Origin of the sequence: Devosia sp. CN2-171 (genome assembly GCF_049354815.1) — a bacterium.
GTDB lineage: Bacteria > Pseudomonadota > Alphaproteobacteria > Rhizobiales > Devosiaceae > Devosia_A.
Genome location: NZ_CP186479.1, coordinates 4,099,617 through 4,125,393, shown reverse-complemented (window position 1 = coordinate 4,125,393; position 25,777 = coordinate 4,099,617). Strand labels below are relative to the sequence as shown.

Annotated in this window: 25 protein-coding genes; 13 read left to right on the top strand and 12 right to left on the bottom strand. The window is 65.6% G+C overall.

Annotated features, from left to right (window positions below; all coding sequences use genetic code 11):
- The first annotated feature begins 223 nt into the window (after positions 1-223).
- Positions 224-946, top strand: coding sequence for an FkbM family methyltransferase (locus ACOYW5_RS20465; protein ID WP_423066720.1), 723 nt, complete (start codon positions 224-226; stop codon positions 944-946).
- A 329-nt stretch (positions 947-1,275) separates the two neighbouring features.
- Here ACOYW5_RS20465 and ACOYW5_RS20460 read toward each other — a convergent pair whose 3' ends face one another.
- Entirely contained in the window at positions 1,276-1,752 is a 477-nt protein-coding gene (locus ACOYW5_RS20460) for a MucR family transcriptional regulator (RefSeq protein WP_423066719.1), read from the bottom strand.
- A gap of 202 nt (positions 1,753-1,954) precedes the next feature.
- On the opposite strand from ACOYW5_RS20460, the gene ACOYW5_RS20455 reads away from it, so the two are divergent.
- From ACOYW5_RS20455 to ACOYW5_RS20425, 7 genes are all read left to right on the top strand, one after another.
- The gene (locus ACOYW5_RS20455) at positions 1,955-3,916 is read left to right on the top strand and encodes a BTAD domain-containing putative transcriptional regulator (protein ID WP_423066718.1); all 1,962 of its coding nucleotides are present in this window, start codon (positions 1,955-1,957) and stop codon (positions 3,914-3,916) included.
- A 20-nt stretch (positions 3,917-3,936) separates the two neighbouring features.
- A complete protein-coding gene (locus ACOYW5_RS20450) occupies positions 3,937-4,155 on the top strand; it encodes a hypothetical protein (RefSeq protein WP_423066717.1) in 219 nt (72 codons plus the stop codon).
- A gap of 14 nt (positions 4,156-4,169) precedes the next feature.
- Positions 4,170-5,372: a YcaO-like family protein gene (locus tag ACOYW5_RS20445; protein WP_423066716.1), complete on the top strand. Its 1,203-nt coding sequence runs from the start codon at positions 4,170-4,172 to the stop codon at positions 5,370-5,372.
- The gene (locus tag ACOYW5_RS20440) at positions 5,369-6,067 is read left to right on the top strand and encodes a TfuA-like protein (protein ID WP_423066715.1); all 699 of its coding nucleotides are present in this window, start codon (positions 5,369-5,371) and stop codon (positions 6,065-6,067) included. The genes ACOYW5_RS20445 and ACOYW5_RS20440 overlap by 4 nt, the downstream gene beginning before the upstream one ends.
- A 68-nt stretch (positions 6,068-6,135) precedes the next feature.
- Complete coding sequence (locus ACOYW5_RS20435; RefSeq protein ID WP_423066714.1) at positions 6,136-6,351, top strand: hypothetical protein; 216 nt, start codon at positions 6,136-6,138, stop codon at positions 6,349-6,351.
- Positions 6,352-6,417: 66 nt separating this feature from the next.
- Positions 6,418-7,542: a hypothetical protein gene (locus tag ACOYW5_RS20430; protein WP_423066713.1), complete on the top strand. Its 1,125-nt coding sequence runs from the start codon at positions 6,418-6,420 to the stop codon at positions 7,540-7,542.
- 84 nt (positions 7,543-7,626) lie between these two features.
- Positions 7,627-7,986: a hypothetical protein gene (locus tag ACOYW5_RS20425; RefSeq protein ID WP_423066712.1), complete on the top strand. Its 360-nt coding sequence runs from the start codon at positions 7,627-7,629 to the stop codon at positions 7,984-7,986.
- 61 nt (positions 7,987-8,047) lie between these two features.
- Here the strand turns inward: ACOYW5_RS20425 and ACOYW5_RS20420 are convergent, their stop codons facing one another.
- Entirely contained in the window at positions 8,048-8,983 is a 936-nt protein-coding gene (locus tag ACOYW5_RS20420) for an AraC family transcriptional regulator (protein WP_423066711.1), read from the bottom strand.
- Positions 8,984-9,195: 212 nt separating this feature from the next.
- Here ACOYW5_RS20420 and ACOYW5_RS20415 point away from each other — a divergent pair, with 212 nt between their 5' ends.
- Positions 9,196-9,945: an alpha/beta fold hydrolase gene (locus ACOYW5_RS20415; RefSeq protein WP_423066710.1), complete on the top strand. Its 750-nt coding sequence runs from the start codon at positions 9,196-9,198 to the stop codon at positions 9,943-9,945.
- A 40-nt stretch (positions 9,946-9,985) separates the two neighbouring features.
- Here ACOYW5_RS20415 and ACOYW5_RS20410 read toward each other — a convergent pair whose 3' ends face one another.
- Positions 9,986-10,675 (bottom strand): phosphatase PAP2 family protein, encoded by a 690-nt coding sequence (locus ACOYW5_RS20410; RefSeq protein ID WP_423066709.1) that lies wholly within the window; start codon positions 10,673-10,675, stop codon positions 9,986-9,988.
- A 110-nt stretch (positions 10,676-10,785) separates the two neighbouring features.
- Between ACOYW5_RS20410 and ACOYW5_RS20405 the strand changes: the two genes are divergently transcribed.
- The 4 genes from ACOYW5_RS20405 to ACOYW5_RS20390 all read left to right on the top strand — a co-directional run bounded on the left by ACOYW5_RS20405 (position 10,786) and on the right by ACOYW5_RS20390 (position 15,930).
- Complete coding sequence (locus tag ACOYW5_RS20405; RefSeq protein WP_423066708.1) at positions 10,786-11,730, top strand: diacylglycerol/lipid kinase family protein; 945 nt, start codon at positions 10,786-10,788, stop codon at positions 11,728-11,730.
- A 3-nt stretch (positions 11,731-11,733) separates the two neighbouring features.
- Positions 11,734-12,615 carry a metallophosphoesterase family protein gene (locus ACOYW5_RS20400; RefSeq protein WP_423066707.1) on the top strand — a complete coding sequence of 294 codons (882 nt, stop codon included), beginning with the start codon at positions 11,734-11,736 and terminating at the stop codon, positions 12,613-12,615.
- A gap of 65 nt (positions 12,616-12,680) precedes the next feature.
- Positions 12,681-14,741: an ATP-dependent helicase gene (locus ACOYW5_RS20395; RefSeq protein ID WP_423066706.1), complete on the top strand. Its 2,061-nt coding sequence runs from the start codon at positions 12,681-12,683 to the stop codon at positions 14,739-14,741.
- Between the two features lie 46 nt (positions 14,742-14,787).
- A complete protein-coding gene (locus ACOYW5_RS20390) occupies positions 14,788-15,930 on the top strand; it encodes a winged helix-turn-helix domain-containing protein (RefSeq protein WP_423066705.1) in 1,143 nt (380 codons plus the stop codon).
- A 15-nt stretch (positions 15,931-15,945) separates the two neighbouring features.
- Here ACOYW5_RS20390 and ACOYW5_RS20385 read toward each other — a convergent pair whose 3' ends face one another.
- From ACOYW5_RS20385 to pal, 9 genes are all read right to left on the bottom strand, one after another.
- Positions 15,946-16,638 (bottom strand): pentapeptide repeat-containing protein, encoded by a 693-nt coding sequence (locus tag ACOYW5_RS20385; protein ID WP_423066704.1) that lies wholly within the window; start codon positions 16,636-16,638, stop codon positions 15,946-15,948.
- A gap of 24 nt (positions 16,639-16,662) precedes the next feature.
- Positions 16,663-16,935, bottom strand: a complete 273-nt coding sequence (locus ACOYW5_RS20380; RefSeq protein WP_423066703.1) for a hypothetical protein — start codon at positions 16,933-16,935, stop codon at positions 16,663-16,665.
- 104 nt (positions 16,936-17,039) lie between these two features.
- Entirely contained in the window at positions 17,040-17,783 is a 744-nt protein-coding gene (locus ACOYW5_RS20375; protein WP_423066702.1) for a hypothetical protein, read from the bottom strand.
- A 300-nt stretch (positions 17,784-18,083) separates the two neighbouring features.
- A complete protein-coding gene (gene glmM, locus ACOYW5_RS20370; protein WP_423066701.1) occupies positions 18,084-19,427 on the bottom strand; it encodes a phosphoglucosamine mutase in 1,344 nt (447 codons plus the stop codon).
- A 158-nt stretch (positions 19,428-19,585) separates the two neighbouring features.
- Entirely contained in the window at positions 19,586-20,884 is a 1,299-nt protein-coding gene (locus ACOYW5_RS20365; protein WP_423066700.1) for an amidase, read from the bottom strand.
- Positions 20,885-20,934: 50 nt separating this feature from the next.
- Positions 20,935-22,878 (bottom strand): ATP-dependent zinc metalloprotease FtsH, encoded by a 1,944-nt coding sequence (ftsH, locus tag ACOYW5_RS20360; protein ID WP_423066699.1) that lies wholly within the window; start codon positions 22,876-22,878, stop codon positions 20,935-20,937.
- Positions 22,879-23,020: 142 nt separating this feature from the next.
- Positions 23,021-24,049 carry a tRNA lysidine(34) synthetase TilS gene (tilS, locus tag ACOYW5_RS20355; protein ID WP_423066698.1) on the bottom strand — a complete coding sequence of 343 codons (1,029 nt, stop codon included), beginning with the start codon at positions 24,047-24,049 and terminating at the stop codon, positions 23,021-23,023.
- Entirely contained in the window at positions 24,031-25,032 is a 1,002-nt protein-coding gene (gene ybgF, locus ACOYW5_RS20350; RefSeq protein WP_423066697.1) for a tol-pal system protein YbgF, read from the bottom strand. The genes tilS and ybgF overlap by 19 nt, the downstream gene beginning before the upstream one ends.
- A 248-nt stretch (positions 25,033-25,280) precedes the next feature.
- Entirely contained in the window at positions 25,281-25,772 is a 492-nt protein-coding gene (gene pal / locus ACOYW5_RS20345; protein WP_423066696.1) for a peptidoglycan-associated lipoprotein Pal, read from the bottom strand.
- Between the last annotated feature and the right edge of the window lie 5 nt (positions 25,773-25,777).

Genomic DNA, 25,777 nt, shown 5'->3' with positions numbered 1-25,777 from the left:
GAACGCCCCGGAAAGCGCAAGTGGGTGCAAGAGCGTGAGCGGGATGTGTCGCAAGGGGCCGCTGGCTTCGCATCCCTCCCCGCTGTCGAAGACGGCCTCCCGGAGATCACAATCAGGACCAGGCAGACCAGCGGAGACTGCCAGACATCCTGCGCCTTCGGTCCCCATTGCTAAGTATTTCTGAAAATGCAACGCTCTCACCGCTTATCCTTGGGGGAGGATCATGGGCATAATATCAGCGGTATTGAAAAGTGCGTTCAAGGAACGTCTGGCAGCTCTGCGATATCGCAAGACAAGTTATTCTCAGTTTGGAGAAGATGTACACCTAAAGTCGTTTTATGACCGGCTGGAATTCGACCTTAATATAAGGGTTGACCGAGGATGCTTCGTGGACATTGGGGCGTATCGCCCAATCGCACAGTCGAATAGCTACGCCTTCTACAGGCGCGGCTGGCAATGCATCAACGTGGACGCCACTCCAGGCTCGAAGCTGCTGTTCGATAAGGTCCGCCCCAGAGACATCAACCTTGAAGTGGCGGTCGGCCCGGCTGCTGGAGAGGCGACCTACTTCTCCTTCGGGTCTCCCTCTGTCTGGAACACTCTCAGCGAAGAGGCCGCCGCCTCGGCCGCCGCAAAAACCGGCATCGCGCCGAAGCGCATTCCTACGAAGGTACAAACCCTCGCCTCGATCCTTGATCGGAACGATATGGTCTACCCTGTCGAAATCCTCAGCATCGACGCAGAGGGCTACGACATCGAAATCCTGCGATCGAACGATTTCAGCCGTCACCGGCCGCGCATCATCCTCGTTGAGACGCACGATGCGACGGCCGGGAATATCGCCGCTCACCCCACCGTCCAGTTCCTTGCCGTCCACGGCTACCAGCTTCACTCGTGGATAAACCCTAACCTCATGTTCGTTCGGAACGACTCCGTGCTGCCCTAGATCGGATGAGCTTTCGGTTGCAGTGGCAAGCCCGCTCCCGGCTGCGTACCAAGAGGCCGCACCGATAGATGCTCGTCACCCATGTCAGGCGCAACCCGATCCTCCAGGACTTCATCCGCAAGCTGCAAGCCCGCCAGTCCTAGCTCCTGCGTAACGCCAACGTCACGGCGCGGGGTCTATTATCCCGGCTAGCATAGGAAATTCGGGTCCTGTGTCTTCAACTGCCCCCTCCCTGCAACGGAGGGAGCAGTTGATTTGTCATGCCCGCGCGGACGTTTCGCGTCGCTACGGCACCATCGGCGGACGTCGCCGCACGATGGTTGGCTCGATCAGGCCGGAACCTTGGCGCGGCCGCGACCTGATGGCGTCTTGGGCTTACGGCCCAGGCCGATGGTCTTGGCCAGGCGTGAGCGGGCCTCGGAATAAGTCGGCGCTACCATCGGATAGTCTGGCGGCAGCCCCCATTTCGCGCGGTATTCCTCCGGAGACATGTCGTATTCCGTGCGAAGATGACGTTTCAGTGACTTGAACTTCTTTCCGTCTTCAAGACAGATCAAGTATTCAGGCGTAATCGACTTCTTGATCGGCACAGCCGGTTTCAGTTCGACTACTTCCTCGGGCTCGGATGCACCGCTCAGTCCCATCAGCGCCGTGTGAACGCTGGCAATCAACTTGCCAATGTCGCTGGCGCTGAGTGCGTTGTGGCTCACATACGCACTAACAATGTCAGCGCTGAGTTCGACCAGATGTGAACTCCGTGCTTCCGAAGCTGCCGCCGCTGCTGCGTTCGACGATCCTGATTCCATATTTCCCTCTATATTGTTGCCTAGGTTTCGGGTCCTAAGTACGCGAGACTGCGGCCCACCCACCGCCGTCACCTACGGTTATTTTGCTAGGCAGGCGCATTGGCGTAGCTTACTTCAACGCGTTATCTAGCCGTTATGTCGCTACGCTTTGGCCTTTACTTCGTCAAGTAAACTTCCACCAAATCCTCGGAACAACTGAGAATTGCCGATCACTTTCATGTCTGGAACGGTTTCGCTGCAGCTTTTGGGGAGCCCGGTCCTCCGCCTGCCGGACGGCTCGGCAGTCAAGCTGCGCCAGAAAGCCTATGCGCTCGCGGCCGTGCTCTATCTAGAGTTCTCGAATCGGACGCGGCGCTCGACGCTTGCCGAAAAGATCTGGGAAGATAGCTCGGCCGAGCAGGCGATGACCAATCTGCGCCAGACCCTGCTACATACCCGCGACCTCGAAGCGAAGCACAACTTCACCCTGTTCGAGGCCGACGCCACCGAAATCGAACTCAACCGCGATATCACCCTCGACCTGCGCGAGATCGGCCGCATCCGCGCCGCCACCGAACCGGAGGAGCTGGAGCGGCTGATCGATTACTATCGCGGCGAACTCCTCACCGGCGTCGACGGCATGGGCAGCGAGCTCGGCCAGTGGCTGTCGCTCGAGCGCACGCGAATCGAGAACCAGTTCGCGACGCAGGCCACCGAGGCAGCGCTGCGGCTTGGCGGCAGGGCAGGACATGCGGGCCTCCACCGGCTGGCCGAACGCCTGCCCTATTCGGATGTGGTTTGCCGGGCCACGATCGAACTCTTCCGCGCCGATGGCAACGAGAGTGGCGCCCGCGCCGCCTACGCCGCCTTCCGCAACCGCCTGCGACACGGCCTCGGGCTCGAGCCGGCGGCCGAAACCGCCGACCTGATCGGGCAGGAGACCGAGACTCCGGTCCCCGCGGTGCCGCAGCGGCGGCGGACCGACAATCCGGAATACGTCGAAGAGGCGGCACGCCCCAGCTTCATTCCTCGCGTCGTGCTTTTGCCGCCGCTGCAGGATTTCAAGCAGGCGAGCATCCCCAAGCACCTGGCGCCGGCGCTGGTCGAAGACGTCATCATCGGCCTGTCGCGCCTGAAGACCGTGTCGGTCATCGCGCCGCACACCGCCTGGCAGATCGACCCGTTCTCGGCCCTCGACGAAGTCCGCTCGCACCAGATCGACTACGCCGTGGAAAGTCGCATAGCGCCGAGCTTCGCCAGCGACGGGCTGTCGCTCGCCATCCGCCTGGTGCGCGCCGCCGGCCGCGAGATCGTCTGGGCCGACAAGTTCGCCTTCTCGACGCTCACCGCGCCCGAGGCCTACTGGGACTTCACTAACGGCGTCGCCCGCGCCCTCGCCGACTCGATCGAAACGGCGGAACTGCAGCGCGAGCGCACCCAGCGCGACGCCAACGCCTATGCCCACTACCTGGCCGGCCGGCACAACCTCCGCTCGTTCGACCTGCCCAAGATCCGCCGCGGCCGGAAGTCGCTGCGGATCGCGCGCGACATCGAGCCCGGCCAGGCCTCGATCGAGAGCGCGCTGGCCCGCTCCTACGTGGTCGAGTGGGTGCTGCGCGCCGGCTCCGACCGGACGCTGCTCGACAAGGCCAAACTCCACGCCGAACGCGCCGTCTCGATCGACCCCAACGATGGCACGGCCTATCGCGAACTGGGCCGCGTCGCCCTGTTCGATCGCGACCTCGATCAGAGCCTAGTCCACATGGCGATGGCCGCAGACCTCGCGCCCAACCATGCCGACGTGCTGGCCGACTTTGCCGACACGCTTGTCCACAACTCGGACTTCGCGGCCGCGCAGGAAAAGATCGAGGCCGCGGTGCGGCTCAACCCCATGCCTCCGGATGAATACCTATGGACGCTGGGCGGCATCAATTTCTTCAGGGGGCGCTGGGAAGAGGCGCTGCGTCACCTCAATCAGATGCGGAACCCGGAGCCGGCCTTCCGACTTATGGCTGCGGCGGCCGCCATGGCCGACCAGCCGGAACTGGCGCGGCGATATCGGTTGCAAGCGCTTAAATTGCAGCCCGATTTTACAACCGCCCGTTGGGTATCCCGTATGCCACAGCGCGATCCTGCGGATGTTGATCTGTATATAGAGGCGTTGCGAAAGGCCGGATTTAAGTAGGCCGCAAAGGAGATACACTTATGCGCTACGTCATTATCGGACAGAAAGACTCGTCGCAGCTGCTCGTGGTCGACACCCAGCTGATGACCGTGACCCCCGTGGACCAGTCCACCGTGGTCCCCTCCAACGTTCGCTCGGCGCTTGCCGCGGGCAACACGATCGTTGACGGTATCGACATCGCCGTGGCCGCTGGCCAGCGCGACGACGGCTCGGCCGTCTGGCACTTCCACGCCAAGTAATCCAAGAGCACGACTTGCTCGGGGACCCGATTTCCCGTCCGGCGGCTCCGGCCGTCGGCGGCACCAGAAATCCCGCGGCGCTGCTGCGGGATTTATCGTCTCATTTCGCCGAACTGGGGATCACCCGCCTCGCCCGCCAGACGGGGCTCGATCGTATCGGCATCCCCTGCTACGCCGCCATCCGGCCTAATTCCGCGACCATCGCCAGCCACCAGGGCAAGGGTCTCGACGATATTTCGGCTCAGATCTCGGCCGTGATGGAAGCGGCGGAATATGCGTTCGCCGAAGCGCCGCAGGGCGTGCAGCGCACGCAGAGCCTCGCCGAGATCGAGGCCACCGGGCTGGCGACGATGGACGTGACCAACCTCCTGCCGCGCGGCGCGGTCATCGATCCGCATCTGCCGCTGCGCTGGATCGAGGGCTTCGCGCTCGAAACCGGAGCCCCGGTCCTGGTGCCGTATGACGCCGTGGTGCTCGGGCCGTCGCCCGCCGACCTCCCCGGCATCGCGCAATCCACCAACGGCATCGCCGCCGGCACCAGCCTGACCGGAGCACTGATCCACGCGCTCTGCGAGGTCATCGAGCGCGACGCCGTGTGTCTCTGGGGGTTCAAGTCCGACGCCGCGGCCGCCGCGACCGCCGTCGCTCCGGCCGCCTTCGAGGATGCCGATGTCGAGGCGCTGGAGTTCAGGATCAGCGAGGCCGGGTTCCGGCTGCGGCTTTACGACCAGACCAGCAATACCGGGCTGCCCACCATCTACGCCGTGCTTTCGCCCGAAGATGGCGCCGACCGGCATTTCGACGCGGCCACCGGGGCGAGCTGCCACCCCATCGCCGCCGTCGCCGCCCGCCGAGCCATCGTCGAGGCAGCACAGACGCGCATCACCAATATCGCCGGCGCCCGCGACGACATCGTCGAGAACGAGTACGAGCAGCAACTGAGCCGATCGATCGCCGTGCTGACCGACATCGGCGCTTCAGGACGGCCGGCGCCGCTGGGTCTCCCCGCGCCGGCCTCGGAGGAGGGCCTGCTGCTCGCGCTACGGGCCGGCCTCGCCCGCGCCGGCCTCAACCGCACCATCGTCATCCCGATCGGCGGCGAGGCGATGGGCATCCATGTCGCCAAGGTGTTCGTCCCGGGCCTCGAAGACCGGCTGACCAACCGCAACTGGCGTCCGGGCAACCGGGCGACCGCCGCCATGCTGGGGTTCATGTGAAAGTCCTGTTCGCCGGTCCCTCGCTCTGGGGCGTCAGCTACGATCGTACGGGTCTCGATGTCCGCCCGCCGGCCCGGCAGGGTGACATCCACCGCGCCGTCGTCGAGGGCGCCGAGGCGATCGGACTGATCGACGGCGTGTTCGGCTTCGTGCCCTCGGTCTGGCACAAGGAGATTCTGTTCGCGCTGAAATCCGGCGTCCGCGTCATGGGCGCGGCATCGCTCGGTGCGCTGCGAGCCGTCGAATGTGCGCCGTTCGGCATGGAAGTGATCGGCAGCATCGCCACCAGCTACGCCGCTGGCTCGCGCATAGAAGATGCCGATGTCTGCCTCGTCCACGCCCCGGCCGAGCTCGACTTCATGCCGCTCACCGAACCGCTGGTCGATGTTGAAGCGACGCTCGAGGCCATGCGGCAGGCGCGCCTCGCGAGCACCGGCGAGGCGGAAGCGCTGCTCGCCGCCGCGCGTTCGATCTACTTCGCCGACCGGACGGTCGAAGCACTGACGCTGACCGCCGGGCTGCCCGAACTCGCTCCGGGCTATCGCGAGGCGCGCGTGGGGGCGAAGTCCGCCGATGCGCTGCTGCTGGTCGAGCACCTGCGCTCCGCGCCGCGCGAACGCACGCCGGCCCCGGACTGGGAGCTCGTCTCGTCCGACCCATGGCGCCACTACCTCGCCGGGCAAGCTGTCGCCTGAGGTCGACGGCCACGCGCCGGCGTGGCACACTCCTCCAGCACATCTGCAACAGCCACGAGGAGGCGGCTATGGCAACGATGGTGCGGCTGTCGCGCGAACAGATCGACCAGATGTTCGTCGAGATGGACGAGATGGAAAAGAGCCTCAAGGCCATCCACGCCGAGCTGATCGAACTCGGCGTGCCCAAGGACACGCTCAACCGCTTCAGCCGGATGCACGACCGCTACACCTCGGGCGTCGCCTTCCTGATGAAGCAGCGCGACCTCGCCAAGCCCGAGGACTAGCAGCCCAGGCCGGATGCGCGTGGGGTCGGGCGTCCGGAGACTGTTCCGGCCAGCAAGGAGTTCGAGATGCGCGCCATGCTCCGCCTGATCGCCGCCGTTTCGGTGGGCCTGCTGTGCACGCTGGCCGCTGCGGCCGACCTCGACCGCGCCGGGATCGAGCGGCGCGCCGAGGCAGCAGCGCGCTACCTCGTGGCCGTGGAAGGCGCCGATGGCCGCTTCCTCTATGAGTTCGACTTCCTCGCCTCCCGCTTCCTGCCGGCGGACAATGTCGTGCGCCAGGCCGGAGCCGGCTTCGTGCTCAACCAGTTTCTCGCGGCCAGCGGCCTGTCTGCCTTTATCGAGCCAGCTGCAAGGGCCATCGGCTATTACGCCGCGCAATCGGTCGCGCAAGGCGACGGGCTGATGGTCTCGGAGGACCGCACACGCGAAGGCGCGCGCGCCGGCGGCACGGCCCTCGCATTGCTGGCCGAACTGTTCCACAGCCGCGCTATCGGCCGCGACTTCCGGCCCGACCTGCGGCTCGGCTGGCTGAAGGGGCTCGCGGCCCAGCAAGTGCCGGCCGGCGGCATCGCACAGAACGTGGGCGAGACCGACGAGGATTCCTACGCAACCGGCGAGACCTGGCTGGCCCTCGCGCACTATGCCGACCTTGCTGCGGAAGAACCGGCCCTGGGCCCGCTGCTCCAGCGCCTCGAGGACCGCGTGATGGTGAAATATCTCGAAACGCCCGACAACCAGTTCGCCCACTGGGGCCTGATGGCCGCGGCGCAGCGGCTCTCCACCACGGGGGACGCGCGCTATCTCGACTTCATCGCCAGCTTCGTGACGGACTACGTCCGGAACCGGATGCCGGCCAACGAGATGCGCGGCAACCGCTGTGCCGCGCTCGAGGGCCTCATTGCCGCCGCTGGCGCGCTCCGGCAGCATGGCAACGACGCCCTGACGGCGGAGGTGCTGGACAAGGCCGTGCCAGGGCTGACCGAGGCGCTGGACCTGCAACTGTCCGGCAGCCAGCGGCTCGATTTCGGCCCCGGCCGCTCCTACGAGGATGCCAAGCTCGCCAATTTCGCCGGAGCGTTCCTCAACGGCGCCTACACGCTCAGGACACGGATCGACTCCACCCAGCACTGCCTGTCCGCACTGCTGCTCTATCGCGAACTCGCCGAGGGCGCGCGCGGGTGGAGGATGTGATGCCGGCAAGTCGTTTCGCGCTGTGCGGCAACTGCGCGAAGTGATTAGATGACCGTGGTCAATCGTTCTTGAGGAGATCACGCCATGAAAGCAGTCTCGACCAAGGCCGGCCGGAAGACAACAGTGCGTCCGACGCACATTTTTGCAGCGCTTGCTGCAGCCAGCTTACTGATCCTTTCCGGATCGGCGAGTTCACAGACCATCACGCCACAGAGCGTCGATCCGTGGCAGCACTTCATCGATTGCGCAGGCGTCCTTATCTCGGCGCCGGACATCCACGCACAGTACTGCCTGCCGAGCAACAATCCGCCCGAGACCAAGTCGCTCATGCCGACAGGCGACGGCGGGGACTGCATGACAGTAGTGGATGACACCGCTGACGCCTTCGACGTGTCGAAGGACCCGTGCTTTGGGCAGGATGACGACGTCCAGATCCCGGGTTGAAACGGAGCGACGCGAAGCGGCGGCGGCCCCGGCAAGCTCGGCGTCGCCTGAATTGGCGGCGCTACCCTCGATCACCCTGCTTGGCCAATGCCGGCGGATAGCCGAACTGCGCCTTGAAGGCTCGGCTGAAGGCTGCGTCGGAATCATACCCCACGCGGCGCGCCACCTCGCCGACACGCTTGTCCGGTCCCTTCAGCATTTCGTTGGCCAGTAGCAGCCGCCAGCGGGTCTGGTAGTGCAGGGGCGCGGCGCCGATCAGCGTGGCGAAACGGTCGGCGAAGCTGGAGCGTGACATGCCGGCGATGCCGGCCAGTTCGGCCACCGTCCGCTGCCGGAACGGCTCGTCGTGGATGGTCTTCAGCGCCCGGCTGATGCGGACGTCCGCCAGCGCCCCGAGCCAGCCCTTGTTCTCGGGCGGGGCGGTGCGCACCCAGACGCGCATCGCCCGGATCACCAACACGTCGATCAGGCGCGAGATCATCAGCGCGGCGCCAGGATGCGGCTCCTGCGCCTCGGCGAGGAGGAAGTAGGAGAGCCCCTCGAGCCAGCCGGTGTCCTCGGTTCGCATCGAGTGCGGGATATGGATCAACGAGGGCAGCACCGCCAGCATGGTCGGCATGTTGTCGCCCTCGAAGCGGAAGGCGCCGATCACCAGCCGCGTGAGAGCCCCATTGCCGCCCAGCCGGATCGCCAGCCGCTCGTCGCGCACCTGCGCTTCGAGCACCTCGCGCGCCGAGACCGGCTTACCGCCGCCGACGCCGATCGCGTGCCCCCTGCCCTGCGGCAGGACGATCAGGTCGCCCGCCTCGGCTCGGACGCGCTTGCCGTCACTTGCCGTGACCTCGACCTCGCCTTCCGACACGACGTGGAAATAGGCGGAACCGGGCTCGAACTGCAGCGCCCATGGCGCCGTGAGATCGGCCGAGAAGATCAGCTCGCCGCGCAGCCGGATCAGCGTCAGCACCTGCGACAGCAGGTCGACGCGCGACGCCATCATCGGGAAAGTCGCTTCGGATTCCAGAGCAAGAGGTCTGGAGGCGCGATCATGGTCGTTCATCGGTTGGCTCGCTATCTCTAGCCCATCGCTGACGGGGAAGTTCAACAATCCCAGGCCGAAACGCAAGAGCTGGTTCCACCGACGAGGCGCAAGCCATCAGGGAATCGACTTTGCAGATCGTCCAGCCTCGTCACCAAATCATGGAGATGAAAATGAAGTCCATTCTTTCCGCCCTCGTGTTCAGTGCCGCTGCTGTCGGTGCTGGTGGTGCCGCCCTCGCCCAGGAGCCGGCCAAGAATATTGTGCTCGTCCACGGCGCTTTCGCCGATGAGACCAGCTGGGACAAGGTCGCGCAGATCCTCTCGGCCAAGGGCTACAAGGTGACCCAGGTCGCCAACCCCCTGACCTCGCTGGCCGACGACGTCGCTGCCACCAAGGCGGCGCTCGATGCCCAGGACGGGCCGACTGTCCTCGTTGCCCATTCCTGGGGTGGCGTGGTGATTGGCGAGGCCGGCAATGACCAGAAGGTCAAGTCGCTGGTCTATGTCTCGGCCTTTGCGCCGGACAAGGGTGAGTCCCTGAACAAGCTCCTGGCCGGCGGCGCCCCGAGCGAAGGCGTGAAGGCGATCCGGCCGAACGCAGAGGGTGGCCTGATCATCGACCCCGCGCAGTTCCCGGCCGTGTTCGCCGGTGATGTGCCGGTGGCCGAAGCCGAGGCGATGGCGGCCCGCCAGCTACCCTCGAACCCGGCCAACTTCGACGCCGAAGCCGTGGTCGCCGCCTGGCACGACAAGCCGAACTTCTACGTCGTGACGGCCAACGACCTGGTGCTCCCGCCCGATGCCCAGCGCTTCTTCTCGGGCCGCATCAACGCCACGGTCACCGAGATCGCCGCCAGCCACTCCGGCCTCGTCTCGCACGCCGAGGAAGTCGCCAGCGTGATCGAAGCCGCTGCGAAGTAATCGCCCCACACTCGGAGGCGCCGGCCCACCGGCGCCTCCCTCACGTATCGGTCTTGCCCCGATCGTGCCCGAACAGCAGCGAGTAGCCGGCCCAACAGATAAGCGCCCAGGCCGCTCCAAGTGACCAGCCGGCCAGCACGTCGGTTGGATAGTGCACTCCGATGTAAATGCGCGAAATCCCGACGCAGAGCGTCACGAAAACTCCCAGCACGATGAAATAGATCTTGAGCCGCCGATCGGTCATCGCCTCGGCCAGCAGCAGGCCGAGCGTGAGAAAGACCACCGCCGAAACCGTGGCATGTCCGCTGGGAAAGCTCGCGGTGAAGACGCGCGTAGCGGCCTCCACGTCGGGTCTAGGCCTGTCGAAAAGCATCTTGAGCCCGGTTGAGGCAATCGTTCCGCCGATGACCGATACGGCTACGAACACTGCTGTCCGCCCCTTTCCGGAAAGCGCCAGGAACAGCACGGTGACGAGGAGGATGAAGCCAAGAATGGTGAAGCTGCCCAGCGCGGTCACATCGCGCATGGCCTCTTCCAACCAGGTCGGCCCCCAGGGATCATCGAGTGAGCCGGGTTCGCGGAAGGCCGAGGTCACGGCCTGGTCGAACGCTACCGTGTCGCCTTCGAGCACCTCGTCGGCGACGAACCCGAAGCCCCATAGCAGCAAGGCGGCCATGCCCGCCAGGACGTAGGATGCGCGACGAGGGTGGGCGGCAGACGCAGTCGCCATGAACAACTCTCTCCATCTGGATGAATTACAACGCTTGGCCACGATAGGGGGTTCGTCGCGGCGAACCAAAAGACGTCCCACCCGTTACACACGCACTGGGGACGTCACCTGTGCTGCAAACATCCCATCATATCGTCTTCAATTCCAGCTCCGGCACTGCCGCGAGCGCCAGTTTGCGGCCGGAGCAATTGATCGAGCGCTTCGCCGCGCTGGGTCATGTCGTCAGCATGGATGCGGACAAGTCGCGCCCCTTCGCCGAACGGATGCAGACAGCTCGCAGCGCCGCCGCCCCGATCCTCGTCGCGGCCGGCGGCGACGGCACGGTCACTGCCCTCGCCGAAGCCGCAATCCAGTCCGGCAAGACGCTCGCCGTGATCCCGCTCGGCACGGCCAACCTCCTTGCCCGCGACCTCGCCATTCCGCTCGATCTCGATGCATGGTTCGCGGGGTACCCGGACATGGCGCCGCGCCGCATCGATGTCGGCGAGGTCAACGGCCGCGTCTTCCTGCACAAGGTCGTCATCGGGGCGGTCCCCGGTATCGCCGCGGCGCGTGAGCAGCTGCGCGGACGGAAGGATCTCGGCGCTCTGCTCGGCTTCCTCAGCCACTTCTTCTATCGGCTCTCGCGCGTCAGGCGCTTCGCTGCAGAAATCACGCCCGGCAAAGGTGAGCCCCATATCGAGCGTGTGCAGTCGATAGCGGTCGCCAACAACGACTACGCTGAAGGGCCCGGGAAGGTCTTTTCGCGCGCCCGTCTCGACGAGGGGACGCTGAGCCTTTACCTGCTCCGCCACCTGAGTCCCCTCGATGCGTTGCGGCTCGGCTTCGGCATGCTGATCGGATCGTGGCGCAACGATCAGGTGCTCGAGATCGAGAACGTGCGCTCGGTGGTGATCCGGACACAGAGGCGCGGCGTACGGGCGATGCTCGATGGCGAAGTCGAGATGCTGCAGGGCCCGCTGCGGTTCCGCTCGCTCCCCCTCGCGCTGAACGTTCTGGCCCCCCCGGTACCTGAGGCGCAAGCGATCGCCATCGAAGTCGTCGGCGAGGTCTGACACATGCGCATCTGTCATCTCTCCGACCTCCATTTTGGCCATCACGACGCCCAACTCGCCGGCGGCCTGATGGCCGACCTCACGTCGCAATCGCCCGATCTCGTCATCGTCAGCGGCGACTTCACCCAGCTTGGCACCGAGGCCGAGTTCCGCGCCGCGCGGGCCTTCCTCGATACGCTCGAAACCCCGTTCTTCGCCGTTCCCGGTAATCACGACGTGCCGGCGCGCAATGTGCTGCGGCGCTTCCTCGATCCCTATGGCTTCTACCGGCGCTACATCGCTGACGAACTCGAACCGACCCTCGACCTCGGCGACATCGTCGTGGCAGGCCTCAGGACTTCGCGACGGCTGCGCGCCGAGCTGAACTGGGCCCACGGCTCGCTCAGCCGCGGGCAATTGGCCCGGCTCGAACAGCGGTTTGCTACCACGTCACCCACCGCGCTGCGCATCATCGTCGCCCACCACCCGCTGATGCAGCCGGAAGGTGATGTGCAGAAGCCAATGCGGCTGGTCCGCCGGGCCGACCTCGCCCTCGAAACCTTCGCGCGGCTGGGTGTGCGGCTCGTCCTCTCCGGCCATTTCCACCTGTCCTATGTCCGTCAGCACGGCGGCCCCAGGGTTGTGAAGGAGGACGCGCCGCAGGGGCTCCGTGAGGCCGCCCACGCTCCTATTCTCGTGGCACAGGCATCCTCGACCATCTCGACACGGCTGCGCGGCGACGCGAACGCCTACAATCTCATCGATATCGAGAACGGCCGGATCGCCGTAACGGTCCGCGAGTGGCGCGATGGAGCCTGGACGACCAAGGAGAAGGCCTCCGCGGTATCGGAGCCTGCGGCGTCGTACGGGTCCGGAACCGAGGTCCGGCAATCGCCCATTCCGTGAGCGTGAATTGCGAACAAACCGCGAATAATGCTTCCTGATCCCCATCTCGTTCCGGATCGATTCGCGTGCAGCCTGCCCCCGCCCAAACCTATCTCGACAAGCTCAACCCCGAGCAGCGGCTGGCTGTGGAGCATCTGGGCGGGCCGCTGCTGGTGATTGCCGGGGCCGGTTCAGGCAAGACCAACACGCTGGCGCACCGGGTGGCGCACCTGATCGTCAATGGCGCCGATCCGCGCCGCATCCTGCTGATGACCTTCTCGCGCCGCGCCTCGGGCGAGATGCAGCGCCGGGTGGAACGGCTGGTGGCGCAGGTGATGGGGGCCAAGGCCGGCGTCGTCACCGATGCGCTGAGCTGGGCCGGCACCTTCCACGGCATCGGCGCGCGGCTGCTGCGCGAGCATGCCGAACAGATAGGCCTGACGCCGGGGTTCTCGATCCACGACCGCGAGGATTCGGGCGACCTCATCAACATCATCCGCCACGAGCTGGGGTTCTCGGAGGCGAAGAAACGCTTCCCCACCAAGGGCACCTGCCTCGCCGTCTACTCACGCGTCGTCAACGCGCAGGACGAGCTCGAGCCGGTGCTGAAGACGCACTTCCCGTGGGTCGCCATGTGGGCCAACGAGCTGCGCGACCTGTTCGCCGCCTATGTCGAGCAGAAGCAGCGCCAGCAAGTGCTCGATTACGACGACCTGCTGCTCTACTGGGCCGCCATGATGCGGGAGCCCGCGATCGCCGAGGACATCGGTGCGCGCTTCGACCATGTGTTGGTCGACGAGTACCAGGACACCAACCGCCTGCAGGCCTCGATCCTCCTCGCGATGAAGCCACAGGGCGACGGGCTGACGGTGGTAGGCGACGACGCCCAGTCGATCTACTCGTTCCGCGCCGCGACGGTGCGCAACATCCTCGATTTCCCGGGCTCGTTCACCCCGGCGGCGCGGATGGTGACGCTCGATCGCAACTACCGCTCGACCCAGCCGATCCTCGAAGCCGCCAATGCCGTGATCTCGGAAAGCTCCGAGCGCTTCACCAAGAACCTCTGGACTTCGCGCATCGCCACCGAGAAGCCGCGGCTGGTGACGGTGAAGGACGAGCCGGGCCAGGCCCGCTACGTCGTCGAAAGCGTTCTCGCCTGCCGCGAGGGTGGCACGGTCCTGAAGCAGCAGGCAGTACTGTTCCGCACGTCCAGCCACTCGGCCGAACTCGAGATCGAACTGACCCGCCGCAACATCCCGTTCGTGAAATACGGCGGCTTGAAGTTCCTCGACAGCGCCCATGTGAAGGACATGCTGTCACTGCTGCGCTTCGTCGACAATCCGCGCGACCGTGTCGCCGGTTTCCGCGTGCTGCAGCTATTGCCCGGCATCGGTCCCGGCGCGGCGGGCAAGGTGCTCGACCGGATGGCGGAGAGCGCGGACCCGCTGCTCGAACTCATCAACGCCCCGGCGCCGCCGCGCGGCTCGGAAAGCTGGCCCGGCTTCATCGAGGCCGTGCGGCACCTCGGCGAAGGCGGTGGCGGCTGGCCGGCCGAGCTGTTGCGCGCCCGCATGTGGTACGAGCCGCTGATGGAGGCGGTGTACGACGATGCCGAGGTGCGGAAGGAAGACCTCTACCAGCTCGAGCAGATCGCCTCGGGCTACCCGAGCCGAGAGCGCTTCCTCACCGAGCTGACGCTCGATCCGCCCGACGCCACTTCGGACCAGGCCGGCGTCCCTCTGCTCGACGAGGATTTTTTGATCCTCTCCACCATCCATTCGGCCAAGGGGCAGGAGTGGAAAAACGTGCATGTGCTGAACGTCGTCGATGGCGCCATCCCTTCCGACCTCGGCACCGGCTCGACGCACGAGCTCGAGGAAGAACGCCGGCTGCTCTATGTGGCGATGACGCGCGCCAAGGACGAACTGCACCTGATCGTGCCGCAGCGCTTCTACGTCCACCAGCAGACGCCCTATGGCGACAAGCACGTCTATGCCCAGCGCACCCGCTTCATCACCAAACCCATGCTGCCGCTGTTCGACGACATGTTCTGGCCGGCGGTGAAGCCGGCCGCGATCCACGGCATCGCTCCGGCCGCGCCGCGTGTCGATGTCGGCGCTGGGCTACTTGCCATGTGGAAGAAATAACAAAGCCTGACACGGCCTGGCAGGGTGGTGCGTTAGGCTTGTCAGCATGAAGAAGCCCATCGCCCTCACCATCCCCGAAGCCCGCCGTGTCTGGCTGCGCGCCCAGCACCTCGACGAGCGCGCGCCGTTCGGCGATGGTCCGGCGGCAACGCAGGCGGCGATCGAGCATCTGGGTTACGTGCAGATCGACACGATCAACGTCATCGAGCGCGCGCACCACCACATCCTGTTCAGTCGCATCCCGAACTACCGGCGCGCCGACCTCACGCATGCGCAGAGCGTGGGCAAATCGGTGTTCGAATACTGGACGCATGCGCTGGCTTACGTCCCGGTGCGCGACCTGCCCTTCTATCTCGACGAGATGCGTCAACATCGCTCCGTGCCGATGCGCTGGTACGCCGATGCCGATCCGAACGACCTGAAAAAGCTGCTGCGCCAGATCCGCAAGGACGGCGCCATGTCGATCCGCGACGTCGAGGACGATGAGCTGGTCGAGAAGGACCATCCCTGGGCCAGCCGCAAGCCAAGTAAGCGCGTGCTGCAGTACGGCTTTTTTTCCGGCGAACTGGTCATCTCCGGGCGCAACGGCATGGTGAAGACCTACGAGTTGATCGACCGCCATTTCGGCTGGCCGCCGCGGCCACGCGCCGCGACCCCGCGGCAGATCGACGAGCACCTGATCGAGCGGGCTCTGACCTCGCAGGGCCTGATCAGCGGCCCCTCGGTGATGCACCCCAAGCTCCGCTTCACGCCGGGGATGGCGAAGCTCATCGAGACGCGGGTGCGGACCAAGAAGCTGGTGCCGGTGACCGTCGGCGACGATCCCACCATCCACTATGCCCGGCCGGAAGCCGTGAGCCCGCCCGCCACCGAGGGCCCTCCCTTCGTCCACATCCTCTCGCCGTTCGACCCGCTGATCATTCAGCGGCGGCGGCTAAAACTGTTCTTCGGCTACGACCACGTCTTTGAGGCCTACGTGCCCAAGGCCAAGCGCCAGTTCGGCTACTTCACCCTGCCGGTGCTGGTGGGCGACGAAGTGGTGGCGGCAATGGACCTGAAGACGGACCGCGCCGCCGGCAAAATGCTGATCCAATCCTGGCACTGGATCGGCAAGGGTAACGCCGCCGAGCACAAGCGTCTCATCGAAGAAGAACTTGGACGATTTGAGCGGTTCCAGTTGGGCGACTAGCCGATAGAGACGGCCCTACCGCGCCCGCACCTTGATCCCCGTCTGGCCGAGCACCACCTCCGCCTGCGCCGCCGAGATCACCGCGCCGCGGAAACGGCCGGGCTTGCCGAGAATGTCGAGGCCGCCGAGATCGGCGCCTCGGAGGTCCGCGTTCTCGAACCGCGCGCCCTCGATGTTGGCCTCGCGCAGGCTGCATTGCTCGAAGCTGGCATCGCGGAAATCGCTGTTCGCCAGGTCGGCCGAACTGAGGTCCACGCCGACCAGATGTTGCTTGCGGAGATCGAGCCCCGGCAACCGTGCGGAGACCAATAGCGTGTTGGCAAAGCGGGCATCGAGCATCCGGGCATCGGTGAAATCCGCCCCTGTCAGCTTGCAATCCTCGAACCCGGTCGAAGCGAGGACAGCGCTGCGGAAGCTGGCATTGTTGAAGTCCGAGGAGCTGAAGGCCGCGTCCTCGAGATTGGCGCCGCGGAATATGGCGTTGCCGCCGCGGCAGTTGCTCCAGCGCGTGAGCTCGAGCGTCGTGCCACCGAAATCGGTGCGGCCGAGCCGGCAGCGTTCGAACACCCAGCCGGTGAGGTCGAGCTTACCGATGCCCACCCCCTCCAGCTCGCATTCGAGGAGCCGCACCGGCTCCCCGCCCACAAGGGCGGCGATATCGGTGCGCGCGAGGGTCTGGCCTTCGATGGTGCGGCTCGGCGGGTTCATGCCGGAGCTTTAGCTGAGTCCCGCCTACTCGTCCCAGTAGCGCGGCGATTCCCCGATCGGCACGAAATCGGCCACTTCGCCGTCCGGCGCCGCGACCAGCATCACCTCGAGCGGATCGCCCCACTCGACAAAATGAAGGGCCGTGCTGCCGGCCTGATAGGCCGCCGCCAGCACGGCCGCATCGCCGTGGAGTTCTCCCCGGCCCGCCGCAAAACCTTCGCCGGTGACAAGGGAGAACTGCACCTCCGTGCAAATTTCCCCTTCGACGCTCAGCGTTCCAAAGCCCTTGATTTCCATTACGTGGTTATGCGTAGCAGAGTCTGACAAGAGCCTGACATCACAATGCAAAAACGGCGCCCTTCTGGGCGCCGTTTTCAGTAAACTGGTCGTGATGGAGGGGATCAGTCGAACCGGTAGCGGACGGTACCGCGCAGTTCGTGGATCCAGTTGTTGTCGATCTCGTAATAGCCTTCGCTCTCAGGATCGGTCGGGGCGTTGTTGATCTGGTTGATGTAGAGGCCGCGATAGCCCACATCCGCGACCCAGGTGCCCATATCGTAGCCCACGCCGGCCATGACGGCAGCGGCGGCGCTCACATTGGTGCCGGTCGGAACCGGAACCGGGACGCCCCAGGGCGAGTTCGTTTCGGCGTGGTTCCACGCCGCACCGACACCGGCGCCGACATAGGCGAACGCGCCACCGGCACCCGAGGAATAGCCCCAGTCGCCGCCGAGGCCGAAATCGTAGTAGACGTTGGCAAGCGCGACGGTGGAGCGCAGCATCAGCGTGTAGTCGCCGTCGTCCGGGTCACCATCATCCTTGGTGATCTTGAGGCCGGTCGTCTCGACCGAATCGATCGTGCCGTCGAAGCGGAGGCCGGTGCCGGTCTCGTAGCCGAAGCCCGCGCCCCAGCTGTATCCATAGCCGTATTCGACAACCTCGTCGGTCTCGTCGAGCCACGGGTGCACCACCTCGGGCGCCCAGTGCAGATTCAGCGCGGCACTGCCGCGCAGATAGAACGAGCCACCGATATCGTAGTCGACCTGCGGGATATCCGGATATTCGGGCATGTCGGCCGCAGCGACGGGGCCGGCAATCAGCAGCACGGCTCCTGCCGCCAACGCTGAAGCAAAAGTCTTGCGCATTGTTTGAGTCCTTGTTGCCACCACGACGACCAGTCGAGTGTGGCAACTATGCGCAAGAGTTCTTAAAAGCCGCTTAACCCTAACGGGTAACCCTAATATCGGCTGAACAGTAACAGTTAACGAAGCCTTTCAGGACTTCGGGAACGGCGGGTGGGGTGAGGTGCTCCTGAGCGGAGGGAGAACCCCGGCTGTGGTCGCGACGGCCGGGGCCCCATTGCCTCCGTGCCCGACTCAAGAGGGACACGGGGCTACAATGACAGGCCGACCCGTTAGGGCGGCGTGACGCTATCGTTCGTTCCCCTACGCAACCTTGCGTATGGTAGCGGCAATCTCGCTGACGATCGCGGCCACCAGCCCCTCATCGTCGCTCTCGACCATCACACGGATAACCGGCTCGGTGCCGGATGGCCGGATCACCAGGCGACCGCCGTGCCCCAGGCGCGCCTCGCTCTCCTTGATCGCCTGCTGCACCAGCTTGTGCTCGAGCGGCTTGCCGTCCTTGTAGCGCACCGACTGCAGCAGCTGCGGCACCTTGGCGAAGCGGCGGCACACGTCCGATACGGGCTTGCCCGCCTGCTTGGCGACCGCGAGCAGCTGCAGTGCCGCGATCAGCCCGTCGCCGGTCGTGGTGAAATCGGTGAGGATGATGTGGCCGCTCTGCTCGCCGCCGACGTTGAAGCCCTTGGCGCGCATGGCTTCGAGCACATAGCGATCGCCGACCTGGGTGCGCTCTAGACTGAGGCCGATGCCGTCGAGGTAGCGCTCGAGGCCGAGATTGCTCATCACGGTGGCAACAAGCCCGCCGCCGCGCAACTCGCCGCGCGCATGCCAGGACTGGGCGATGACGGCCATGAACTGGTCGCCATCGACGATCTCGCCCTTTTCGTCGACGATGATGACGCGGTCGGCGTCGCCATCGAGCGCGATGCCGATATCGGCGCGCAGCTCCTTGACCTTGCCGATCAGCGCCTCCGGTGCGGTGGAGCCGACCTTGTCGTTGATGTTGAAGCCATCGGGCTCGTTGCCGATGGTGAAGACCTCGGCGCCCAGTTCCCACAGCGCCGTTGGCGCCACCTTGTAGGCCGCGCCATTGGCGCAATCCAGCACCACACGCAGGCCGGACAGGTCGATCCCCTTGGGCAGGGTGCGCTTGGCATATTCGATATAGCGGGTCTGGGCCGCCTCGTCGCGATGCGCCCGGCCGATCTCGCGGCCGGTGGAGAGTCGCGACAGGATATCGGTGTCCATAAGCTCTTCGATCTCGCTCTCGAGCTGATCGGAAAGCTTGTAGCCGTCGTGGCGGAACAGCTTGATGCCGTTATCGTCGAACGGATTGTGCGAGGCCGAGATCATTACCCCGAGGTCGGCGCGGAGCGAGCGGGTCAGCATGGCGACCGCCGGCGTGGGCATCGGGCCGAGCAGGTACACATCCATGCCCACGGCGGTGAACCCAGCGGTCAGCGCGCTCTCGATCATGTAGCCGGAGCGGCGCGTATCCTTGCCGATCACAACGCGGTTGCGGTGGTCGCCGTTGACGAACTTGAGGCCGGCCGCCATGCCGACGCGCATCGCCAGACCCGGTGTGAGCTTCTCGCCGTTGGCGAGACCGCGAATACCGTCCGTGCCGAAATACTTGCGCGCCATGTGAAGCCCTCGGATGGGTGTGGCGCTCTTCTAGCGCCGAGTCCCCAGGATACGAAAGAGATTGGTGCCGTTTCGTTAACCGGGGGATCACGGCGGATGTGGGGCTGGGAGGCGGGTGAGGCGGTGGGTGTTGCGCCGCCACCACTGCCCTACCCGTGTTACGTCTCGAACACGGCCCCAACGCTCGGCATCCAGCCGAGCAGCTCCGCGTCACCGCCGAACCTCGGAATGAACTGCAGCCCGAGGGGCAAGCCGTTGGGCGCCTTCCCAGCCGGCAGCACAAAACTCGCGAGCCCGCCATAGGACCAGGTTCCCGTGAGATCGACGGAACCGGTCACGTGATAGCCTTCTGGCGCCGGTCCCTTCGTCCCTGGTAAGGCCCAGAGGTCGATACCGTGCCGGTCCATGAGGTCAGCGATCCGGTCGCGATATTCCGGAATGAAGGCTTTGGCTGCCTCGTAATCAGCCCGGTCCACCCCCTGCCCGCCTCGGATCGCCTGTGCAGTGCGGCTGCGGTAGAGGTGGGCGTGCGTTGCGAACCAGTCGCGATGCACCTCCGCCATCTCGTAATGCAGCACCGCCATGCTTCGCATGGTGACACCTCGCAGCCATTCGTCCTCGAGCAGTTGGACCGGACGCACTTCTATGCCAGCCGCCTCGAGGCGGGCGATCTGCTCGACATAGGCGGCCTCCGCGACCTCCTCGAGGCTGCTGCGCATGATCCCCTCGATGATGCCGAGCACCGGCCGCCGCGACGGGGCCCGAGGCGCAATTCCGGTGAGCAGTTCCGCCGCCAGCACCGCGCTTTCCACGTCCTGCGTCAGCAGCCCGATCGTATCGATCGAAGGCGACATCTCAATCAGCCCGTCGGCGGGAATGGTGCCCCACGAGGGCTTGTAGCCGACAACGCCGCAGAACGACGCCGGCCCGACGATCGACCGCAAGGTCTGCGTACCGAGTGCCAGCGGCGTCAGCCCCAGGGCCACCGCCGCCGCAGAGCCGCCGCTGCTGCCGCCGGGCGTATGCTTGAGGTTGCGCGGGTTCCGCGTCACCGATGGCTCGCTATAGGCGAACTCGTCGGTCTCGGTCTTGCCAAGGATCAGTCCACCCAGTTCGCGAACCCGTCCGACGATCGATGCCTCCGCCCCGTCGAACAGCGCGTGCGGCAGGAAGGAACCGGCGCGTGTTGGGAAGCCGTCGACCCGCAACAGGTCCTTGATGCCAACGGGAATGCCGAACAGCGGCGGTCGCGTCTGCGGGTCCGGATAGCGCACTTCCAACGCCGCTGATTCCCGCGCCAGGCGCTCGTGCCGATTTGGCTCGGGAACCAGCGCGTGGACCATCGGCTCGCATGCGTCGACGCGGCGCATGGTATCGGTGATGCAGTCCATCACCCTGACGCTGCTGTTGCGCAACGCTGCCGCGTCCTGCCCCAGCGAGGCCCGTCTGAACTCCATCCATCCCCCAAAAGAAAAAGGGCCGCCCCATCGGGACGGCCCTTGATCGTTCAGCTGCCCGGCTGCGGCTCGGGCGCGGTGCCTGGGTCGGCGTCGGGGCGCTTCTTGCCGGATTTGCCGGCAGTCGGCACACCGGTCGATTTGACCGCTGGCTCATTGTCCTCGGGCCGCATCGGCGTCTTGCCTTCCATCAACCCACGGATCTCGTCGCCGGTCAGCGTCTCGAACTCCAGCAATGCCTGGGCAATGGTATGCAGGTCGTCGATATTGTCGCGGATGACCTTCTGCGCCGTCTTGTAGCCGTCGTCGACGAAGCGCTTGATCTCCTCGTCGACCACCTTCTGCGTCTCGTCCGACATGTGCGTGTTGCGCTGCATCATCGAGCGGCCGAGGAACACTTCGTCCTGTGCGTCGCCGTAGAGCAGCGGGCCGAGCTTGTCGGACATGCCCCATTCGGTCGCCATAGCGCGGGCGAGGCCGGTAGCCATCTTGATATCGGCCGAGGCCCCCGAGGTCACCTTGTCGTAGCCGAAGATTTCCTCTTCGGCGACACGGCCACCCATGGCCACCGCCATGTCGGCGAAGGCCTTGCGGCGGGTCAGCGACACCTGGTCACGCTCCGGCAGGCGCATCACCATGCCCAGCGCACGACCGCGCGGGATGATGGTGGCCTTATGGATCGGGTCCGAGGCTTCCATCTTGATCGCCAGCAGCGCATGGCCGGCCTCGTGATAGGCGGTAAGCTTCTTGTCCTCGTCGGTCATGCTGAGGGTGCGGCGCTCGGCGCCCATCATCAGCTTGTCCTTGGCATCTTCGAATTCGCTCATCGTGACGAAGCGCTTGTTACGGCGGGCCGCAAGGAGAGCTCCCTCGTTGACGAGGTTCATCAGGTCGGCACCGGAAAAACCGGGCGTACCGCGGGCGAGTACCTTGAGATCGACATCGGGAGCCAGCGGCACCTTGCGGACGTGGACCTTGAGGATCTTCTCGCGGCCCTGCACATCCGGGTTCGGCACCACGACCTGGCGGTCGAAACGGCCGGGACGCAGCAGCGCCGGATCGAGCACGTCCGGACGGTTGGTCGCGGCGATGAGGATGATGCCCTCGTTCGCCTCGAAGCCGTCCATTTCGACGAGCAACTGGTTCAGCGTCTGCTCGCGCTCGTCGTTACCACCGCCGAGGCCTGCGCCACGGTGACGGCCGACGGCGTCGATTTCGTCGATGAAGATGATACAGGGCGCATTCTTCTTGGCCTGTTCGAACATATCGCGGACACGCGAGGCGCCCACGCCGACGAACATTTCGACGAAGTCCGAACCCGAGATGGTGAAGAACGGGACGTTCGCTTCGCCGGCAACGGCGCGCGCGATGAGCGTCTTGCCGGTACCAGGAGGGCCGACCAGCAGCACGCCGCGCGGGATCTTGCCGCCCAGCCGCTGGAACTTGCCCGGATCGCGGAGGAACTCGACGATCTCCTCGAGGTCCTGCTTGGCCTCGTCGACGCCGGCGACATCCTCGAAGGTGATCTTGCCCTGCGTCTCGGTGAGGAGCTTCGCGCGCGACTTGCCGAAGCCCATCGCACCGCCGCGGCCGCCACCCTGCATCTGCCGGATGAAGAAGAACCACACGCCGATGATGACGAGGAACGGCAGCCACGAGGTCAGCAGCATGCCCCAGAACGGGCTCGACTCCGGCTGGTGCGCCGACGTCAGCACGCCGCGGTCCTGCAGGCGCTGGACGACATTCGCCACCACCTCGCCGCCAGGCGGCAGGACGGTCTCGAACTTGGTGCCATTGCTGAGCTCGCCCGAAACGACATTCTCAGTGATGGTGACCGATTTGACGCTGCCTGCGTCCACGTCGGAAATGAACTGGCTGTAGGTCTTGTCCGACACCGCGATGGCGCGGGTCGACGACTGAAAGACCTGGAACAGGCCCATCAGCATAAACAAGATCACCAACCAGATGGCGAAGTTCCGGAAATTGACGTTCATCATCCTGTCCTGAAGCCGGCCGCATGGGAGCCGGAAAGTTAGGGCGAATGTAGGCCTCGCCCTCGGGCCTTACAAGGTTGCGCAGGGCCGAAACTGGTGCGGCCCTTTAGTCGAAAAGTCGAGTGAGCTTCCGCTCTTCCGGTTAATTCCGCGTCACGGGATTACCCGGCTCGGCGCGCGACTGTGCCTTGCCCGACCGGCCGGGCTCGGGGGCGACGACAATCGTCGTGCCGTCGCTCGAGACAAGGCAACCATGCAAACTTGTCCGCTTAAGGGCCGGATCGGCCCTAAGGCGATCGACCAGCACTTCGACCGGCGCGAGGTCGTGTGGCTTGCCCCCGCCACCGGTTGCCTGCAGCAGGTTGCCGAAGGCGCGAATGGCGACGGCACGCGGCGCCTTCTGCAGCGCCTCGCGCAAAAGGGTGCGGATGCCGGTAACTTGATCGTGCTCGAAGAGGACGGTTGACGCCATTTCGTCGAGCGCCGCGTCCGCGTCGCGCATCCGGTCGGCAAAGCGCGCGAGGCGGCGACCATCGAGCCCCATCGCCGCCAGTTGCGGCAGCATCTGCCGCCAGCGCACACGCTCATAGGCGCTGTCATTGTTCGAGGGATCAGCCGCCGGCGCGAGCCCCGCCGCCGCGATGACCCGCTGCAGCTGCGCCTTCTCGATACCGAGCAGTGGCCGGACCAGCATGACGCCACCGACCTCGGCGAAATAATCCATGCCGCGCAGGCCCTCGACCCCGCTGCCGTGGGCGAGGCGCATCAGCACCGTCTCGGCCTGGTCGCCAAGGTGATGCGCGGTGACGAGGATCTCGACACCGTCCTCGGCCATTGCGGCGCCGATCAGCGCATAGCGCGCGGCGCGTGCGGCCTGCTGGATGCCGGTGGTGGGCTTATCCCCCTCCCACTTCAGCCCGCGGGCCATCAGCCCATATTGCGCCGCCATGGCGAGGACGAACGAGACCTCGTCGGCAGCCTCGGGCCGCAGCCCATGGTCGACGGAATAGACGATGAAGCGATCGGGTTGCTGGTGCCGGCGCGCATAGTCGGCGGCGAGCAACAACAGCGCAAGACTGTCGGGCCCGCCCGAAACGGCGAGCCCGATGCGCTTGAAAGCACCGAGCGGCGAGAAGATCGCCTCGCTGTCGATCAGTTCGTGACCGGGCATTGCGCCTTCTGCTGCTCCTCTGCGAGCCGCTGCTGGAACGCCGGTGCCAGGTCGGGGAAACGCTGCTTGAGGGTGAAGAAGGTCCGGCAGCCCACATCGACCTGGTCAGCGCCGACCAGCGCCACGCCCAGCTTCAGCAGCATGTCCGGGGCGCGCTTGCTATCCTTGTGCTTGGTGTAGCCGTCGGCCAGCACCTGCGCCGCGTCGGTATAGGCGCCCCGCTGGATCATCGCCTCGCCGAGCCAGTTGATGGCGTCGGCGGCCTGCGGGTCATCGGGGTAGAGCGCCACGAACTGGCTGAACTGATCCTCGGCGAAAGCATAGTCGCCGCGCGTCATCGCATCATAGCCAGCGTCGTACTGGGCCTTGGCGTCGCCGTTGGAGATCGGCCCGCTGTTGAGCGACAGATCGAGCGGCCGGCCCGGATCGAGGCTCAGCGCATCGTCCTCGGGCATGGTACCGAGCTGGTCGATGCCGCCGCGCAACAGCGGGTCGGAGGAATCGCCGAGGCTGTCCATCGGCTCGCCATTGGCGAGCGGCGGCACGTCGGCCGGGAGCTGCTCGGCCGTCGGTGCATCCATCGCGGGTGCGTCCATGGCCGGAGCATCCATGGCGGGCGCGGCGGCTGTCGTATCTTGAGGAGCCGGAGTCTGCGGCAGCGTATCGGACGGCGTCACGCCGTCAGTTGGCGCTGCCGCCTGCGGTTTTCCCCCAGCACCGCCTTCCAGCTGCTGGAAGCGGAACTCGTTGTCCTCGGCCTGCTTGGCGAGCTGCGTCTGCATCTGGGTGAGCTGGAACTCCAGCCCCTCGACGCGCCCGGTGAGCTGCCGGATGATTTCCTCGAGCTCCTGAATACGAACCAGCAGCTGCGCCGAATTCTGGTTGTTCTGCGCCACGAGGATCCGTTCCTGCGGCAAATCGGCCGGCGGAACCGGGTTGAGACTACCGGCCGCAAGGGCCGGCAGAGCGACGGTCGCAGCCATCAGCGCGCCAATGATCGCGGGGCGCAGGGCCGATCCGCGAGAGTGGGGTCGAGTCACGTTTGCATGCTCCGGGTCAGTGCGGGAGGTCACATCACACTGGAATAACGCAAGATTTCGACAAAAAGAAAGCGCCGGGCCCAAATACGCGGCGCCCGGCGCTCTTGCCTCCAGTCGAACAAGCTTCGGGGATTACGCACGGGAATGCGCCGCTGAAATGAGCAGCGCCCCGCCCCGAAGCCCGCTCGAGCCTATTGTACGACCGTCACAGCACGGCGGTTTTGTGACCAGCACGAAATATCATTGCAGATGGCCACAGGACGTTCCTTGCCGAACGACTTGGTGGTGAGGCGACGGCTGTCGACGCCCTTCGACACGAGGTAGTTCACCACCACCGAGCCGCGGCGCGCGCCGAGGGCGATGTTGTACTCGCGGGTCCCGCGCTCGTCGGCATGGCCTTCGATCAGGATGCGGTAGTTCTTGTACTGGTTGAGCCAGGCGGCCTGCTTGTCGAGCGTGGCCATGGCGGTCGGGGTGAGGTTCGAGGAGTCGGTCTCGAAGAACACGCGGTCGCCGACGCTGACGAGGAATTCCTGCTGGCTGCCGGGAGCACCGCCACCGGGCCCGAGGTTACCGACGCCGGTACCACCAGCGCCATTGCGCGAACAAGCCGCCACGGCGACCACGAGAACCACCAGCGCGGCAGCGCGCAGCACGGCGATAAGGGGCGTTACAGAACGCATCCGGT